Origin of the sequence: Actinomadura mexicana, assembly GCF_900188105.1 — a bacterium.
Lineage (GTDB): Bacteria > Actinomycetota > Actinomycetes > Streptosporangiales > Streptosporangiaceae > Spirillospora > Spirillospora mexicana.
Genome location: NZ_FZNP01000002.1, coordinates 355747 through 373225 on the forward strand (window position 1 = coordinate 355747; position 17479 = coordinate 373225).

Annotated in this window: 13 protein-coding genes; 5 read left to right on the forward strand and 8 right to left on the reverse strand. The window is 72.8% G+C overall.

Features of this window, described 5'->3' with window-relative positions:
• Nucleotides 1-127: 127 nt before the first annotated feature.
• From CHC11_RS06015 to CHC11_RS06025, 3 genes are all read left to right on the forward strand, one after another.
• The gene (locus CHC11_RS06015; protein ID WP_089310586.1) at nucleotides 128-1597 is read left to right on the forward strand and encodes a glutamate-cysteine ligase family protein; all 1470 of its coding nucleotides are present in this window, start codon (nucleotides 128-130) and stop codon (nucleotides 1595-1597) included.
• 71 nt (nucleotides 1598-1668) lie between these two features.
• Nucleotides 1669-2355 carry a response regulator transcription factor gene (locus tag CHC11_RS06020; RefSeq protein WP_089310587.1) on the forward strand — a complete coding sequence of 229 codons (687 nt, stop codon included), beginning with the start codon at nucleotides 1669-1671 and terminating at the stop codon, nucleotides 2353-2355.
• Nucleotides 2352-3419, forward strand: a complete 1068-nt coding sequence (locus CHC11_RS06025) for a HAMP domain-containing sensor histidine kinase (protein WP_245918792.1) — start codon at nucleotides 2352-2354, stop codon at nucleotides 3417-3419. The genes CHC11_RS06020 and CHC11_RS06025 overlap by 4 nt, the downstream gene beginning before the upstream one ends.
• Here CHC11_RS06025 and CHC11_RS06030 read toward each other — a convergent pair.
• Complete coding sequence (locus tag CHC11_RS06030; protein WP_089310588.1) at nucleotides 3397-3951, reverse strand: NUDIX domain-containing protein; 555 nt, start codon at nucleotides 3949-3951, stop codon at nucleotides 3397-3399. The genes CHC11_RS06025 and CHC11_RS06030 overlap by 23 nt on opposite strands.
• Nucleotides 3948-4697: a GntR family transcriptional regulator gene (locus CHC11_RS06035; RefSeq protein WP_179278706.1), complete on the reverse strand. Its 750-nt coding sequence runs from the start codon at nucleotides 4695-4697 to the stop codon at nucleotides 3948-3950. Before CHC11_RS06035 ends, CHC11_RS06030 begins: the two co-directional genes overlap by 4 nt.
• Before the next feature lie 126 nt (nucleotides 4698-4823).
• Between CHC11_RS06035 and CHC11_RS06040 the strand changes: the two genes are divergently transcribed.
• Complete coding sequence (locus CHC11_RS06040; RefSeq protein WP_143226945.1) at nucleotides 4824-5075, forward strand: hypothetical protein; 252 nt, start codon at nucleotides 4824-4826, stop codon at nucleotides 5073-5075.
• Here CHC11_RS06040 and CHC11_RS06045 read toward each other — a convergent pair whose 3' ends face one another.
• The 4 genes from CHC11_RS06045 to CHC11_RS06060 form a co-directional block, all read right to left on the reverse strand.
• Complete coding sequence (locus CHC11_RS06045) at nucleotides 5076-6395, reverse strand: PucR-like N-terminal domain-containing protein (RefSeq protein ID WP_483860521.1); 1320 nt, start codon at nucleotides 6393-6395, stop codon at nucleotides 5076-5078.
• A 259-nt stretch (nucleotides 6396-6654) separates the two neighbouring features.
• Complete coding sequence (locus CHC11_RS06050; protein WP_245918796.1) at nucleotides 6655-6933, reverse strand: hypothetical protein; 279 nt, start codon at nucleotides 6931-6933, stop codon at nucleotides 6655-6657.
• Between the two features lie 68 nt (nucleotides 6934-7001).
• Complete coding sequence (locus CHC11_RS06055; protein WP_143226946.1) at nucleotides 7002-7871, reverse strand: hypothetical protein; 870 nt, start codon at nucleotides 7869-7871, stop codon at nucleotides 7002-7004.
• A gap of 134 nt (nucleotides 7872-8005) precedes the next feature.
• On the reverse strand, nucleotides 8006-8617 hold the full coding sequence (locus CHC11_RS06060) for a LysE family translocator (RefSeq protein WP_089310593.1): 612 nt from the start codon (nucleotides 8615-8617) through the stop codon (nucleotides 8006-8008).
• A gap of 109 nt (nucleotides 8618-8726) precedes the next feature.
• Here CHC11_RS06060 and CHC11_RS06065 point away from each other — a divergent pair, with 109 nt between their 5' ends.
• A complete protein-coding gene (locus tag CHC11_RS06065; protein ID WP_089310594.1) occupies nucleotides 8727-9179 on the forward strand; it encodes an Lrp/AsnC family transcriptional regulator in 453 nt (150 codons plus the stop codon).
• Between the two features lie 380 nt (nucleotides 9180-9559).
• Here the strand turns inward: CHC11_RS06065 and ccrA are convergent, their stop codons facing one another.
• Together ccrA and CHC11_RS06075 are read right to left on the reverse strand one after the other, a co-directional pair.
• Nucleotides 9560-10894, reverse strand: a complete 1335-nt coding sequence (gene ccrA, locus CHC11_RS06070) for a crotonyl-CoA carboxylase/reductase (protein ID WP_089310595.1) — start codon at nucleotides 10892-10894, stop codon at nucleotides 9560-9562.
• Nucleotides 10895-10933: 39 nt separating this feature from the next.
• Nucleotides 10934-17449 (reverse strand): type I polyketide synthase, encoded by a 6516-nt coding sequence (locus CHC11_RS06075; RefSeq protein ID WP_089310596.1) that lies wholly within the window; start codon nucleotides 17447-17449, stop codon nucleotides 10934-10936.
• Nucleotides 17450-17479 lie beyond the last annotated feature (30 nt).

Here is a 17479-nt window from a genome sequence, read left to right on the forward strand (position 1 = left end):
GTGACGACACACGCTACCGGCCGGTCACGAAACGGGGAGCCCGAAACGGCACGCCGTGTTTTCACCTTCCCTTACTGGGACATCCCGTTTTATGACGATTCCCTCCGGAGTACAGGGACGGACACACATGGGCAGGGACGTGGCTTCGGTCTCCATCAGCGGCGAGGACCGGCGGCGGTATCGCGACAAGGTGCGCAGGTGCCTCGACGTACTGGCCCGGATGCTGGGCGAATCCCAGTTCGACTTCGAGCGCCCGCACATCGGCCTGGAGATCGAGCTCAACCTGATCGACTCGCTCGGCGACCCGCTGATGCGCAACGCGGACGTGCTCAAGGCGATCGCGGACCCGGCGTGGGCGACCGAGCTGGGCCAGTTCAACCTGGAGATCAACGTTCCGCCCCGCGAGCTCGGCGGCGAGGGCACCGGAGCCCTGGAGACGGAGGTCCGCGACCATCTCGCGCACGCCGACGACCGGGCCCGCGAGGTCGGCGGCCGGCTCGTGATGATCGGCATCCTGCCGACCCTGCGGCGCACCGACATCGGTGAGGAGACCCTGTCCTCCAACGCCCGCTACAAGATGCTGAACGACCAGATCTTCGCCGCACGGGGGGAGGAGATGCGCATCGCCATCGACGGTCCCGAGCCGCTGCGCATGCACACCGACACGATCATCCCCGAGGCCGCCTGCACCAGCGTCCAGTTCCACCTCCAGGTCAGCCCCGAGGAGTTCGGCGCGTACTGGAACGCCGCCCAGGCCGTCGCGGGCGCGCAGGTCGCGATGGGCGCCAACTCGCCGTTCCTGTTCGGGCACCGGCTCTGGCACGAGACCCGCATCACCCTGTTCGAGCAGGCCACCGACACCCGCCCGGACGAGCTGAAGACGCAGGGCGTCCGGCCCCGCGTGTGGTTCGGCGAACGCTGGATCACCTCCGTGTTCGACCTCTTCGAGGAGAACACCCGGTACTTCCCGTCCCTGCTGCCGCTGTGCGACGACGAGGACCCCCGCGAGGTGCTGGACCAGGGCGGCATCCCCGAACTCGGCGAGCTCACCCTCCACAACGGAACGATCTACCGCTGGAACCGCCCCATCTACGCCGTCGTGAAGGGCCGGCCCCACCTGCGCGTGGAGAACCGCGTCCTGCCGGCCGGACCGTCCGTCGCCGACGTCGTCGCCAACGGCGCCTTCTACTACGGCGTCGTCCGGATGCTGGCCGAGGAGGACCGTCCCGTCTGGTCCCGCATGTCCTTCGCCACCGCCGAGGAGAACCTGCACCGCGCCGCGCGCGACGGCCTCGAATCGACCCTCTACTGGCCCGGCATGGGCGAGGTGCCCGCCGCCGAGCTCGTCCTGCGCAAGCTGCTGCCCCTCGCCCACGAGGGCCTCGACCGCTGGGGCGTCGACCCCGCCCGCCGCGACCGCCTCCTCGGCATCATCGAGCGCCGCTGCGTCACCGGCCAGACCGGCGCCGCCTGGCAGATCAACACCGTCCGGGCCCTGGAGGAGGAGCACGGCGTCGGCCGCCACGACGCCCTGCGCATGATGACCCGCGCCTACGCCGAGCACCAGCGCGGCAACGAGCCCGTCCACACCTGGTAGCCCGACGATCTTCACAGCTCCCGCACAGACCACACCCCGCCTCCGCGAACCGGCCTTCTAGAGTCGGTGGCGTGAGTGGACACGAGACGCGCGTCCTCGTCGTCGAGGACGAGCCGACGATCGCGCGGGCGGTGGCCGACCGGCTGGCGGCCGAGGGATTCGGCGTCGAGACCGCCGGGGACGGGCCCTCGGCGGTCGAGCTCGCCCGCGCGTACGAGCCGCACCTCATCGTGCTGGACGTGATGCTGCCCGGGTTCGACGGCCTGGAGGTCTGCCGCCGGGTCCAGGCGGAACGTCCCGTGCCGGTGCTGATGCTGACGGCGCGCGACGACGAGACCGACCTGCTCGTCGGTCTCGGCGTCGGCGCCGACGACTACGTGACCAAGCCGTTCAGCATGCGCGAGCTGGTGGCGCGCATCCGCGCCGTGCTGCGCCGCGTCGAGCGGCCCGCGATGGACACCGGGGGCGGGCCGGTGCGCGTCGGAGAGCTGGAGGTCGACCCGCGGGCCCGGCGGGTCCGCCGCGGCGGCCGCGAGGTGCACCTCACGCCCACCGAGTTCGACCTGCTCGCGTGCCTGCTGCGCAACCGGGGCACGGTGCTCACCCGCGCCGTCCTGCTGGAGCAGGTGTGGGACTGGGCGGACGCGTCCGGGACGCGGGTCGTCGACAGCCACGTCAAGGCCCTGCGGCGCAAGCTCGGCCAGGAGCTGATCCGTACCGTGCACGGCGTCGGCTACAGCCTGGAGGCCGCGCGGTGACCGCCGAGGGCGCCCGGTTCGCCCGCAGGCTGTGGGCGCGGCTGCCCCGGCCGCTGGACCCGCTCCGGTCGATCAAGGTGAAGTTCGGCGTCGTGGTCGTCGTGACCGCGTGCGTCGCCGTCCTGATCGTGCTGTGGGGGTACCCGCTGGGGTTCCGCGCGCGGCAGACGATGCCGGTCGGCGTGCTCATCTCGCTGGTCGTCATCCAGCTGCTCGCCCACGGCATGACCGCGCCGCTGCGCGAGATGACCGCGGCGGCGCGGGCGATGGCGCGCGGCGACTACAGCCGCCGGGTGCGCGCCACCTCGCGCGACGAGGTCGGGGAGCTGGCGCAGGCGTTCAACCGGATGGCCGCCGACCTCGCCGAGGTCGACCGGCAGCGCCGCGAGTTCGTCGCGAACGTCTCGCACGAGCTGCGCACCCCCATCAGCGCGCTGCGGGCCGTGCTGGAGAACGTCGCGGACGGCGTCACGCCCGCGACGCCCGACGTCCTGGAGACGGCCCTCGACCAGACCGAGCGGCTCGGACGCCTCGTCACCCAGCTGCTGGACCTGTCGCGGGTCGAGGCGGGCGCGGCGGCGCTCGACGTGACCGACATCGACATCGCCGCGTTCGTCGCCGACGTCGTCGCGGAGGCGCGGGCGGGCCGCCCGGAGGCGGTGTTCGAGCCGGACGTCACGCCCGGGCTGCGCGCCGCCGCCGACCGCGACCGCCTCCACCAGGTCGTCGCCAACCTGCTCGACAACGCCGCCCGGCACAGCCCGGACGGCCGCCCCGTCGCGGTCACGGCCCGTCCCGCGAACCCGCCCGGGGGACTGGTCATCGAGGTGGCCGACGAGGGACCCGGCATCCCGCCCGAGGAGCGCGCCCGCGTGTTCGAGCGGTTCTCCCGCGGCGCGTCCGGCGCCGGCACGCCCGGCGGGGGCACCGGGTTGGGCCTGGCCATCGCGAACTGGGCCACCGAGCTGCACGGCGGCGACATCACCGTCATGGACACCCCGACCGGCTGCCGCATCCGCGTCGTGATCCCCCCGGACCCCGCTACCCGGCCAGATCCATGGTGAGCAGGGCGTACGCGGCGAGGGTCGAGTCGTCGGTGATGCGGCCGTCCCGGACGAGCGCCCTGAACTCCTCCCGCGACACCCACTTCTGCCGCATGTCCTGCTCCTCGGGCTCCCGGTCGGCCTCCCCGGCCTCCAGGTCGGACGCCACGAAGATGGTGAAGCCCTGACCGCTCGTCCCGTGCGCGCAGTGCAGGTACCCGAGGCGCCGCAGCGTCCCGGCGCGCAGCCCGGTCTCCTCGGCGAGCTCCCGCCGGGCGAGCTCCTCCGGGTCGGCCTCGCGGCGGCCGGGCGCCGAGCCCTGCGGGAAGCTCCACGTGCGCCTGCCGATCGGGTACCGGTACTCCTCGACGAGGTGGTACCCGTCCCCCTCTTCCGGGATGACCAGCACGAAGTCGGGCTTGTCGACCACCCCGTACAGGCCGCGCGAACCGTCCAGGCGCTCGACCTCGTCCTCCCGGACGAGCATCCACGGGTTCTCGTAGACGACACGCGACGCGACCTGGCGCACCGCGGGCCGCTCTTCGCCGCTCATATGCCCGCCCCGTAGCGGTAGACGAGTTCGTGCCGGTCGCCGACCACCACCCGGTGGGTGGCCTCGACGACCCGGTCGCGCTGGTCGCAGGCGCGGCGCCACAGCGTCAGGACCGGCTGGTCGGGCTTGATCTCCAGCGTCTCCTGCTCGTCCGGGCGGGGCAGCCGACACGTCACCGACTCCTCGAACGTGATCCGGTAGCCCGCCTCCTCCAGCCGCGAGTAGATGCCGCCCGGTCCCGTGTCGACCTCGCGCAGGACCGGGATCTGCTCCACGATCTCAAGGATCACCCAGGTCGTCGCCGTCTGGACGGGCGGCTCCCCCTCGACGCCCTGGACGCGCGCCCGCTCCAGCACCCGCGTCCCGACCGGGACGTCCAGGCGGGACGCGAGCCGGTCGTCGGCCTTCACCTCGGCGACGGCCGTGCGGGTGAACGGGGTGCGCCCGTCCCGCCGCGCCGACACGTGGAACCCGCGCCACTCCCCGACCTGCCGCGTGATGTCGGACGCCGCGCGCCGCACCCTCGGAGCCGCCCGCACCTGCGCGCCCGCGCCGTGCCGCAGCTGGACGAGGCCCTGCTCGGCCAGCAGCCGCAGCGCCCGCCGGACGGTGGAGCGGTCGGCCTCGTACCGGCGCGCCAGCTCCCGCTCGGACGGCAGCCAGGCGGCCGGGTCCAGCTCGCCCTCGACGATCCGAGCGGCGAGCGCGTTGCTGATCGCCTGTGCCTTCGCGGGGGGTCGCGGCATACCAGATCCTGCTCCAGGTCGGTGCATTGACCTCATACCGTACAGATCCCACTTGCTCCCGCACCCTCTTGGGGTTGCGGCGAACGCATTGTGGTCAGTGTTTGGTGGTTCTATGGTAGACCTACCATGAACCGACCGAGGGAGCCCCGCTTCATGTCGGCGACCATGTGCATGCCGGGCTGGCACAGCGAACGCTCGGACACCGGCCTGCGCGCCACCCGCGTCACCCCCCTGTCGGACTACCAGCTCCTCAACGGCTGCCTTGAGGAGATCGTCGCGACCGACGAGGGCGAGCTGTGGCTGCTCTGCGACGCGCAGACCCGGCTGGCCGAGCGCGTCGCCACCGCCGAGCGGCTGCGGGCCTCCGGTCGCCTCTGATCAGCTCCGCCGCAGGGTGACGACCTCGCCGGAGTCCCCGACCACCGCGCGGGCCGGCGGCATGATCCGCTCCCCCGCGTTGTCGGCCAGCAGCGCCCGAGCGCGCAGCACGATCTCCAGGTCGAAGCGCAGGTCCGGGTCCAGGAGCTGGTCGCCGAACAGCTCCTCCAGCTGACGCAGCCGGTACCGGACGGTCTGCGGGTGGACGTGCAGCCGCATCGCGACCTCGTTGGCGTTGCGTCCCGACTGCAGCCACGCCAGCAGCGTCTCGGCGAGCCGGTCCTGCTGGCTGGCCCGCAGGTGCGCCAGCGGGGCGAGCCGCAGATCGGCCAGCGAGGTGATGAGCCCCTCGTCCTGGAACAGGATGAGCGTGGACATGTGCTCCACGCTGCGGATCACACCGCTGTCGGCCTCGATCACGCCGCGCTGGACCAGGCACAGCGTCTTGCGCGCCCACTGGATCGAGCGCGCCGCCTCCATCAGCGGGACGGTCGGGCCGACGACGGCGAGCGTCCCGGACAGGGCGCGGTCCACGAGCTTGGCGCGGCCGGGGCCGTCCGGGTCGGGGATGATCAGGCTGGGGGTGCGGCGGGTCAGGTCGGCCAGCACGTCCGGCGGGAACGCGGGCTGGCGGGTGTCGGCGTGGTGCCGGCCGAGCGCGACCGCGGCGACCGTCCGCGGGACGGGCCAGTGCGCGGCGGCGGCGAGGTCGGCGATCGCCTCCTGCGCGGCGGGCGGGTCGGCGAACAGCAGGTCGAGCAGGCGCTTGCGGCGGCGCTGCATCTCGCCCGCGACCGCCGCCTTGGCCTGCGAGAAACCCTCGGCGGCGGCGTGCGCCAACTCGTCCTGGAACTGCATCAGGACCTCGCCGACGGCGCCGAGCGTGCGCGGCGGCACCTGCAGGGCCTCGGCGCCCTCGGTCATCCGGCGCCACGCCACCATGCCGCCGACCCGCATCGCCGTCTGCATCGCGTCGAGGCTGCGCCCCTCCCCGGCCTCGCCACGGCCGATGGCGCGGAAGAAGTCGGTCACCGGAGCGGGATCATGGCCGGGATCGGCCACCCGTTCGACGAAGAAGTGGAGCACGCGCTCGACGGCGAGCCGGAGGGTCCCCGAGTAGGAGCCGTCCCCCGGCCGGTCGTACTCCCTGACGCGCGTCTGAATCTCCTGGATCATGTCGTCCGCCACCTCGTCGAGGTGGGGTCGCATGTGATCCGCCAGTTCCCTCGGCAGATCCGCCCACGGGCGCCCGCTGGTGGTCGAACCGTCGTTCGCCACAGAACCTCCCAGCTCCGTCCCCCTGCGTTGCGCGCCGTTCACACGGGGTAATTACTTACTTATGGGACCTGTGTGGGGCAAATCATGACCCGTGACGGGCCCGGGGCGCAAAGTCTAGGTCGATGAACGACCAGGTTCGGCCGGTGACGTGAGAGTAATTCACAATCTTCCCCCGCCGGGAAGCGCACCGGGCCGGACAGGAACCGAGACACGCGTTCGCCCACTTCGTCCGGCGCCCCGAGGGGCCCGCGAGGTCCTGTAGCGGCAAGTGGCGGCGTCCAACGGTCCGCGCACCGAGGCGTCAGGTGAAGAGATCTTCAGCCGCGTCGGCGCTCACGGCACGCTGGATCCACCGTTCGATCTGCTCGAGATCGGTGCACCTCTCGACCCGAGCACGAACCTCCTGGGGAACCGCGAGACCGCGGGCCTCCAGCAAGAGCAGAAGCGCCTTGACCTCGCCCTTCGCCTCGCCCTCAGCGCGGCCTTCGGCGCGGCCTTCGGCGCGGTGGCTGATGGCGAACTCTGACTGCCACTCGTAGTTGTCGAGCTTCACGATCTCCTCCATGAGCGCGCGCAGCATCGGAGAAATCGGGCACCCCGCGATGGTCGCGGGGGCCCACCGGGCGGAACCGACTCCGGACCGAGGCGTCAGGTGAAGAGATCTTCAGCCGCGTCGGCGCTCACGGCACGCTGGATCCACCGTTCGATCTGCTCGAGATCGGTACACCCCTCGACCCGAGCACGGACGTCCTCGGGAACGTCGAGGCCGCGGGCCTCCAGCAAGAGCAGAAGCGCCTTGACCTCGCCCTTCGCCTCGCCCTCAGCGCGGCCTTCGGCGCGGTGGCTGATGGCGAACTCTGACTGCCACTCGTAGTTGTCGAGCTTCACGATCTCCTCCATGAGTTTGCGGGCGGCGTCAGAGAACCGCGACATCACGTAGTCATAATAGAGCGCCCCTGTGTCACCGGTGAGTGAGCCGATGGCGGTGGACAGGCTTTGGAGGACGGCTTCCGACTGCGGGCCGTCCGCGTGGGCGGGGGCACTGAGGACCGCCAGTTCGGGGAGGCTGCGGGCCTGGTCCGGGTCGGTGATCGGCGGCAGCATCCCGGGATGCACGGTCAGGGGTTCGAGCACCCATCCGGGGTGCCCCATGTCGATGGGGGCGGCGCACCCTCGTGCCGTGGCCTGGTCCGGGCACAGCACGAGGAGCATCACGGGGCAACGGCGCCGCAGACGCAACGAGGCCAGGTAGGCGGGCCAGCTGTAGGTCTTCTGCCTCAAGGCTCGTAACTGGGATTCCACCACGACGCCCAGCGCGGGAGATTTCGGGTCGCCGAGCAGGACGGTGGCGTCACAGCGCAGTTCGGCAGGGTTGGTGTCGGCGTATGACTCCGACGCCAGTGTGGCTCGCGCGTGTCCGGACACGTCGAGTCCGAAGACGCTCCGCAACATCTCGGGGACGAGCTGCGGCCTGTTGCGGACCATCTCCAGCGGCAGCTCGTGTTCGTTGGTAGGCACGAGTGCAAGCTAAGAGTAATCGCTTGGCAACATAGAGCTAACAGACTGATTCCCTCCCTACGAGTCATGGAAGGCGGGATCGCGATAGTCCGATCGCGCCATCGTCATGGCCGGTGGGGGCGATTGTGCGCTGGTCAGGGCAGGAGGTGGTCCAGGAGGAGCCAGGCACCCATGGCTGTCATCGCGGCTCCGGACAGGCGGGCGGCGGTGCGGGCGGCTGCGGGGCGGGACTCCAGGACGGTGCGGGTCAGGGCGCCGAGGCAGAGGTAGAACGCGGCGCAGGTGGCCATGAAGGTCAGGCCCAGGACGGCGAGCTGCGCGGGGACGGGCCAGGCTTCGCGGGGATCGGTGAACTGGGGCAGCAGCGCCAGGAAGATCAGCAGACCCTTGGGGTTGAGGCCGCTCACGCCGATGCCGCGCAGGAAGGTGCTCCAGTCGGTGCCGTCGCCGGCCCGGACGTCGAGTGCGGAGGGGCGGGCGAAGGTCGTCGCGCCGTGCCAGACGAGGTAGAGGCCGCCGCTGACGGTGAGGCCCGTCAGGGCGGACGGGGAACCGGCGACCAGCGCGCCGACGCCCGCCGCGACGATCGCGGTCACCGCGGCGTAGCCGACGACCAGACCGCCCACGGCGGGGACGACCGAGCCGCCGCGCAACCCGGCGCCGATGGTGAAGGCCCAGTCCGCCCCCGGGACGGCGATGAGCAGCAGCGCCACCGCCCAGAACGCGAGCACCGATCCCGTTGCCATCGCGTTCCTCCTCGACTGGCGGGCATTTAAGGGGAGAATACGGTTGAAGTGGCGGAAAGTGGTTCCAAGTTCTGCTCCAAAAGTGCACTTCTGTGGAATAATCTGCTTTGTGGACGCCATAGACCGGCAGATCCTTGCCGTGCTCCAGGAGGACGGACGGCTGACCGTCACCGAACTCGCGGGGCGGGTGGGGTTGAGCGTCTCGCCGTGCCACCGGCGGCTGCGGGAACTGGAGCGCAGCGGCACGATCCGCGGATACCGCGCGGTCGTGGACGCCGCCGCGCTCGGCCTGACCTTCCAGGCGCTGGTGTTCGTCACCATGCGGCAGGAGGACCGCGACACGCTGCTCGGCTTCGAGGCAGCCGTCGCGCAGGTGCCCGAGGTGGTGCAGGCCCAGCGGCTCTTCGGCGATCCCGACTACCTGCTGCGCATCGTCACCGCGGATCTGAAGGCCTACCAGGAGCTGGAGGACGACGTCCTCGCGGCGTTGCCGGGGGTGCAGCGGCTGAACTCCACGCTCGTGATGAAACACGTCGTGAACGATCGGCCGCTGCCCACCTGAGCTACTGCTGGAAATCCAGTGGTCGTTCAAGAGGTACACCGACCAGGCATTGGTGGAGGCGTTCGTCCTGACGAGCTGGACGCTGTAGGCCGGGTGCCCGTTCACGCTCCGGGTGTATGAGCGGACGGCGGGAGCGGAGGGGTCGGTGCTGTGGAGACGGTCGGGGCGGGAATGGCGGTAATGGCGGTGCAGGCGAGTGGGGTTCGACGCCGCATCGCGCGACTCCTTTTGGCGGGGGCGGTCTGTTAACGCGCGCTGATGCCGTCCCGAAGAATCGCCATTCGAGCCTTGTACTGTTTATTCAACTTCTGAATCCGCCTTCAGAAGGCTGGGACGCAAAGGGACGGGCCCGCGCTCCGGGCCCGTCCCGCCGGCGTGCGTCAGCGGCGGTAGAGGTTGAGCTTCTCCTCGCCGATGCGCTCGCGCAGCGCCGGGTCGTCCACGCCCTGGCCCTCGCCGGTGGCGCCGCACAGGACCGCGACCTTGCCGATGTGCTGGTTCGTCTGGACGGCTCGGGTCGCGTCCCCGGCGCCTTCCAGCGGGAAGACCTTCGACAGCGTCGGGTGGATCATGCCGAGCCCGATCAGCCGGTTGATCTCGACGGCCTCGTGGTAGTTGAAGCCGTGCGAGCCGATGATGCTCTTCAGCCGCATCCACAGGAACCGGTTGTCGTACTCGTGCCGGTACCCGGTGGAGGAGCCGCAGGTGACGATCTTGCCGCCGCGCTTGGCGACGTAGACGGACGCGCCGAACGTCTCGCGGCCGAGGTACTCGAACACGATGCCGGGGTCCTCGCCGACGAGCCGGCGGATCGCCTCGCCCAGCATCCGGCCCGCCTTGGGGTGCCGCAGGCCCTGCTCGCCGAGCTCCAGGTCGTTGCGGTTGATGACGTGCTCGCAGCCCTGCGACCGGACGATGTCCGCCTTCTCGTCGGAGGAGACCACGGCGACCGGGATGCCGCCGCCGTTCTTGACGAGCTGCGTCGCGAACGAGCCGAGCCCGCCGGTCGCGCCCCAGATCAGCACGACGTCGCCCTGCTTCATGCGGGCGCCGTGCGACCCGACGAGCATCCGGTAGGCGGTCGCGGCGCACAGCGTGTTCGAGCCGGCCTCCTCCCACGTCAGGTGGGCGGGCTTGCGGATCAGCTGGTTCGCCTTGACGATGCAGTACTCGCCGAGCGATCCGAAGTTCGTCTCGAAGCCCCAGGCGAGCTGGCTCTCCGACATCATGCCGTCGTCGTAGGAGCCGTGGTCCTCCTCGTCCACGTAGGACGGGGACAGCACGACCTTGTCGCCGACCTTCCAGCTCTTCACGCCGCTGCCGGTGCGCACGACGACGCCCGCGCCGTCCGAGCCGAGGATGTGGTACGGCAGGTCGTGCCGGGCGCCGTGCCAGCCCTGCCGGCCGAACTTCTCCAGGAAGGCGAACGTCGGGACCGGCTCGAAGATCGCCGACCAGACGGTGTTGAAGTTGATCGCGGCGGCCATCACCGCGACGACGCACTCGTCGGGCGCGAGCTCGGGCATCTCGACCTCGCCGACGTGCAGGGAGCGGCGCACGTCCTTGTCGGTCTGGCCCTCGAAGATCCCGACCTCGTCCTTGCGGGTGAACGCCGCGCGGAAGCGGGTCGGCAGGTCGATCTCCTGCAACTCGGGACCGCTCGCGCCGGACCGGACGGCGTCGAGCAGGGCGTGGGACGGGCCGGGGTGGGCCATGGGGATGTCCTCCGTGGAACGGGGTTCGGGGGGCGGGCCTCAGCGGGCCGTGATCGGCGTGGGGACGGCGTCGCTCTTCCGCCGTCCCGCGAGCCGGGCCTCCAGGTGCGCGGCGAGAACGCCCACACCGGGCGGATCGAGCAGGTTGAGATGATGCGCACCGGGAATCGTGACGATCTCCAGGTCGGCGCAGAGCCCGCCGAAACCGTTGGTCCCGTCGAGCACGTAGCGTGCGTCCCGCACCGCCCAGGGGGTCTCCTCGGGCGCGTAGTAGAGGACGACGTGCCCGTCGTAGGGCTCCGGCTTGTACGCCTCCAGGGAACGGGTGTCCTGGTGGGACGTGAGCTGGTGGGTGAGCGCCGCCGGGGGGATGTGGTCCACCAGCGGCGCCGCACGCTCCATGACCAGCGCGAACTGCGACTCCTCGTCCAGCCCGGACAGCTCCTCGTAGGTGAGGGAGACCTCCAGGCCGTAGGTCTCGTTGATGTAGTCGGCGAACGCGGAGAAGCGGCGGGCGAGCGTGTCGGACTCGTCGTCCACCGCCAGCGGGAGGCCCGCGTCGAACAGCGCGACGAACTCGACCTCGCGCCCCGCGGCCCTCAGCTGCCGGGCCGTCTCGTAGGCGAGGACGCCGCCGAACGACCAGCCGCCGAGCCGGAACGCCCCCTCGGGCTGCGCCTCCAGCAGGTGCCGGACGTAGCGGGCGGCGCGCTCCTCGACCGGCGGCGCGTCCTCGAACCGCTCCAGTCCGTACACCGGCTGGTCGTCGCCGAGCAGGTCGACGAGCTGGCGGTAGCAGGCGGTGGTGCCGCCGGCCGGGTGCGCGATGAAGATCGGCCGCCGGCCGCCGGACTCGTCACCCTGGAGGGACGACCCCCCACGCCCCCCGGAACGGCTCCTGTTCAGCGGGCGGACGGTCTGCCGCGCCGCCTCCTCGTCGGCCGCCCTGAGGTGCTCGGCGACGTTCTGCGCGGTCGGCGGCTCGAACAGCTCCTCGCGGGCGACCTCGGCGCCGAGTTCCCGCGCGACGAGCGCGACGACCCGGTCGGCGTGGTGGTCCTGCCCGCCGAGCTCGGCGAAGAAGTCGGCGGTGACGCCGACGCGGTCGAGGCCGAGGACGTCCTCGAAGATGCGGACGGCGAGGCGCTCGGCGGCGTCGCGCGGCATCACGTACCCGGACTCGGCGTTCGGGACCGCCGCGGGAGCGGGGGCGTCCGCCAGGCCGAGCTCGCCGGCCGCCCACTCCTCGAACGCGTTCACGCTGGCGCCCTGGAGCAGCACCGACGCCGGGACGGTCAGCCCGAGGTCGTGCTCGACGCCGCTCTTGATGCGGACCGCGACGAGGGAGTCCAGGCCGAGGTCGGTGAGCGGGACGGCCGGGTCCAGGCGCTGCGGGTCGAAGCCGAGCACGGCCGCGATCCGGTGCCTGACCTGCGCGGCGATCATCCGGCGGGCGGTCGCCGGGTCGAGCTCCGCGAGCGCCTCCACGCCGGGCCAGTCGCCGGCGTCGTCCGCGCCCCGCTCGCCGGCCGCCTCGGTGAGCGCGGCGAAGTACGGCATGTTCCGGATCTCGGGGAAGAGCCCGACCGCGGTGGCGGGATCGAAGCGCAGCACGCCCGTCGCCGCCCGGCCGTGCACGAGGAGCGCCTCCAGCGCCTCGGCGCCCTCCGCCGGGCTGATCGGGTCGATCACGGTGACCGACGTCTCGGCGGCCCCGCCGACCTGCGACCACGTGCCCCAGTTGATGGTCGTCCCGGGGCGCCCGTTCGCGCGCCGGTACGCCATGAGCGCGTCGATCGCGGCGTTCGCGGCGGCGTAGGCGGCCTGCCCCGGCGAGCCGAGCAGCGCGGCCGCCGAGGAGTGCATGACGAGCCAGTCGAGGTCGAGGTCCCAGGTGGCCTCGCTGAGCCGCCGCGCGCCCTCGACCTTCGCCGTCCACACCCTGTGGAGATCCTCCGGGCCGAGGTCGGCGATCAGCCGGTCGTCGATCGCTCCGGCGCCGTGGACCACGCCGCACAGCCGGGTTCCACCCTCCTGGGCGACCCGGACGAGGCGCTCGGCCGTGCCGGGCCGGGCGATGTCGCCGAGCACGACGCCGACGTCCACGCCGTCCTCGCGCAGGCGGGCGATCACCTTCTCGGCGTCGGCGTCGGGGCCGCCGCGCCCGGACAGGACGATGCGACCGGCGCCCCGCTCGGCCAGCAGCCGCGCGGTGACCAGGCCGATCCCGCCGTACCCGCCGGTGATGACGTAGGCGCCGCCGCGCCGGACGACGCGCTTCTTCTTGGCCGGCGCCTCGGGCAGGACGGCCTGCGCGAGGCGCGCCACGTGCCGGGTGCCGGCCCGCCAGGCGACCTCCCGCGCGTCGTCGCCCGCGAGGAGTTCGGCGACGAGGTCCGCGGGACGGTCGACGTCCACATGGGTGGCGCGCTGGACGGTGCGTTCGAACGCCAGCACCCTGGTGAGCGCGCTGACGAATCCGTGTCCGGGCACGCCCTCGCCTGCCAGGGGCAAGGCGGCCCGGGTCGCGACGTAGAGGCGGGGGCCGTCCGGCAGCGAGCGGCTCACGCCCGCGACGGCGAGGACGAGCTCCTCGTCCACGAGATCGGCGGACGGGACGAGCACGACGCCCTCGACCGGTGCGTCCATGGCCGGGTGGTCGTCCGGCGGCCGGTTCGTCGGGCGGTGCCGGACGACGCGCTTCCCGCGGTCCTCCAGGCCGGCGGCCGCCGCGGTGCCCAGCGCGTCGTCCTCCTCGGCCAGCACCAGCCAGGTGCCGCCTTCGGACGGCTCGGCGCCCTCCGGAAGGGGCGTCTCGTCCCAGACGAGTTCGACCAGCTTGCCGGCGAGCGGGACGGGGACGTCGTGGCGCTCGACCCGGCGGAGCACGATGCCGGTCGCCTCGGCGAGGACCTGGCCGTCCGCCCCCAGAAGCGCGACCGAGCCCGTCACGTCCTCCTCGTCCCGGACGACCTTCGCCTGGACGTGCCCGCCGCGATGCGTCGGGCCGAACACGCGGAGGCTGCCGATCGTCTCGGCCCGCCACACGCCGCCGTCGCCTCCCGCCGCCTCGTCCGACAGGACGGACAGGCAGCGGTCGAACACCTCGGGGTGCAGCCGGTAGTGGCGGCTGCCGCGCTCGGCGGCGGCGACCTCGGTGGCCGCGCCCGGCCCGGCCGCGGCGGGGGGACGGTGGTCCTCGCCGACGTCCGCGCTGGCCAGCCGCGCCCACGTGCCCGCAGGGGTCAGCGCGTGGATCTCCACCCGCTGCTCCGCCTCGGTGAACGTCGTCGTCACGGTCGTGTGGTCGGCGAGCGCGAGCGGCCGCTCCATCCACAGGCTGTTGACACGGACGCCCTCGGTGCCGAGCGCGGCCGCCCCGGCGGCGAGCGCCATCTCCGCGAACGCCGCGACCGGCAGGGCGTACAGCCCGTGGACGGCCGCCGCGGCCGGCCACGGCCGGGCGGCGAGCCCCACGTCGGCGCGCCAGGCGTGCCGGTCCTCGCCGGGAAGCTCCACATGCGCGCCGAGCAGCGGATGCTCGTCGTGCCCGCCCGGCGTGCGCGCCGACAGGTCGACCCAGTGCCGCTCGTGCCGCCACGGCGACTGCGGGACGTCGACGATCCGCCCGTCCACCGGCCCGCCGGTCGCGTGGCCGTGGGCGTCCAGGGTCGCGAGCTGCGCGTGGAACGTCAGCGTGTCGTCGGTCTCCTGGCCCTTCGGCGCCCGCTTGAGCGTGTGGGTGACGAGCGCGCCCGTCCCCTCCAGCGTCTCGCCGACCGCGTGCGCCAGGATCGGGTGCGCGTTGACCTCGACGAACGTACGGAAGCCGTCCTCGGCGGCGGCCGCGACGGCGTCCGTGAGCCGCACCGCGTTCCGCAGGTTCGCCGCCCAGTGGTCGACGCCGAGTGCGGAGGCGGAGTCGAGGTGGGCGCGGGGGTCGTCCAGGGCGGTGGTGTAGAGCCTGATTCCCTCGGCGAGCGGGGCGCCCCGCTCGGCTCCCACGTCGGCGAGGAGTTCGCGCAGCTCGGGAATGAGCGGATCGACCTGGGGGGAATGGCCGGCGCCCTCGGCCTGCACCATCCGGGCGAGCCGGCCCTCCGCCTCGGCCCGCCCGACGATCTCGGCGACCTGGCCGGCGTCGCCGGTCACCACGGTCTGCTTCGGCGAGGAGTGCACGGCCGCGTAGACCTCGGGCAGTCCCTCGCCGAGGCGCGCCACCTCCGCGGCGGACGCGCCGAGGACCGCCATCGCGCCGCCGCCGACGAGCCGCGTCAGCAGGCGGGACCGGCGGCAGATGACGCGGACGCCGTCCTGCACGGTCAGCGCGCCCGCGACGACGGCCGCCGCGACCTCGCCCATCGAGTGGCCGACCACCGCGCCGGGCGTGACGCCGTACGCCCGCCACATGCGGGCGAGGGCGATCTGGATCGCGAACAGCACCGGCATCGCGTCGGCCGGACCGTCCGGCTTGCGGCCCTCTTCGAGGAGCGCCCACAGGTCGGGGCCGCCCTCCTCGGCGAACAGGCCGTCCAGGTCGTCGATGGCCTCGGCGAACGCGGGCTCCTCCTCCAGGAGCCGCTGCGCCATGCCCGCGCGCTGCGCCCCGTACCCGGAGAACACCCACACGGGACGGCCGGGCGCGCCGAGCGCCGCACCCGTCACCACGCCCGGGTGTGCACGGCCCTCGGCGAGGGCGGTCAGCCCTTCGACGAGCCCTGCGCGGTCTCTGGCGGCGACGGCGGCGCGGGCTCGTCCACGTCCGGCACGCCGGTGCAGCGTGCGGGCGACGTCGGCGAGGTTCACGTCCTGGTCCGGGAGCCACGCGGCCAGGAGGGCCGCATGGTCGCGGACGCGGTCGTCGCTGGTGTCGGACAGCGGGAACGTCCTGACCACGGCCGGATGGACGGTCGTCTCCTGCGCGGGCGCCTCTTCCAGGATGACGTGCGCGTTCGTCCCGCCGAAGCCGAATCCTGACACGCCGGCTCGGGCGGGACGTCCCCGCTCGGGCCACGGCGTCTCGTCCGCGACGACCGCAAGGCGCAGCTCGTCGAACGGGATGTGCGGGTTGGGCTCCTTGTAGTGCGCGCTCGGCGGGATGACCCGGTGGTGCAGCGCGAGGACCGTCTTGATGAGGCCCGCGATGCCCGCCGCGGACTCCATATGCCCGAGGTTGGACTTCGCGGAGCCGAGCAGCAGCGGCTCCTCGGGGGCGCGGCCCGCTCCGAGGACCTCTCCGACCGCCTTGGCCTCGATGGGGTCGCCCAGGAACGTCCCCGTCCCGTGGGCCTCGACGTAGTCGACCTCTCGCGTGTCTATTCCCGCGCTCGCGTACACGTCCCGCAGCAGGGCGCGCTGCGCGTCGGAGTTCGGGGCGACCAGGCCGTTCGAGCGCCCGTCGGAGTTGACCCCCGAGCCGCGGATCACGGCCAGGACGCGGTCGCCGTCCCGCTCCGCGTCCGACAGCCGCTTCAGGACGACGGCGCCGCAGCCCTCCGCGCGGACCATGCCGTCGGCGGACGCGTCGAACGCCTTGCAGTGCCCGTCCGCCGCCGTCCCGCCGGCGAGGTCGAACGTCATCGTGACGGTCGGCGACAGCAGCAGGTTCACGCCACCGGCCAGCGCCACGTCGGCCTCGCCGCTGCGCAGCGCCTGCACGGCGAGATGCGCCGAGACCAGCGACGACGAGCACGCCGTGTCGACGATCATGCTGGGGCCGCGCAGGTCGAGCAGGTACGACAGCCGGCCCGCGATGATGCTGAGCGCCGCGCCCGTCGCCGTGAACGGTTCGAGGGACGCCAGGTCGGACGCCGTGAACGCGGCGTACTCCGGCGCGGACACGCCGACGAAGACGCCCGTGCGGCTGCCGCGCAGCGACGCCGGGCCGATGCCGGCGTGCTCGAACGCCTCCCACGCCACTTCGAGGACGAGCCGCTGCTGCGGGTCCATGACCGCGGCCTCGCGCGGGGTGATGCCGAAGAACTGCGCGTCGAACTCGGCGACGTCCCGCAGGAAGCCGCCGAGCCGCGTGGTGCGGGCGAGCAGGTCGCCGACCTCGGGGGAGCCGTCGTCGAACGCGTCCCAGCGGCCGTCCGGCACCTCGCGGACGGCGTCGCCGCGCCCGGTCAGGAAGCGCCAGTAGTCGTCCGGACCGGTCAGGTCGCGGCCGCCGCCGGGGAAGCGCAGGCCGGCGCCGACGACGGCGATCGGCTCGTCGCCCGCGGCCCGCCGCACGGCCGGCTCCGGCGCCGGGGCCTTCTCGGGGGTCCCGCCGGCCAGCGCGACGGAGAGCTTGTTGATCGTCGGGTGTTCCCAGACGAGGGTGGCGGGGAGGGCCCGCCCGAGCATCTGCTCGAGCTCGCCGGCGATCGCGACCGCGTCCCGGGAGGCCAGACCGAACTCCTCCAGCGGCCGGTCGGGGTCGACCTCGGCGGCGGTGGTCCTGGAGCGGCGCGCGATCTGCTCGATCAGGTGCCGGCGGACCGAATCCTCGCTGATCCGTGTCTCGTCCTGCGCGTTCTCCCGCGCGGCTCCGGAACGATCGTTGCTCTGCATGCGGTGGGTTCCCCCCATGAAACCGGGATC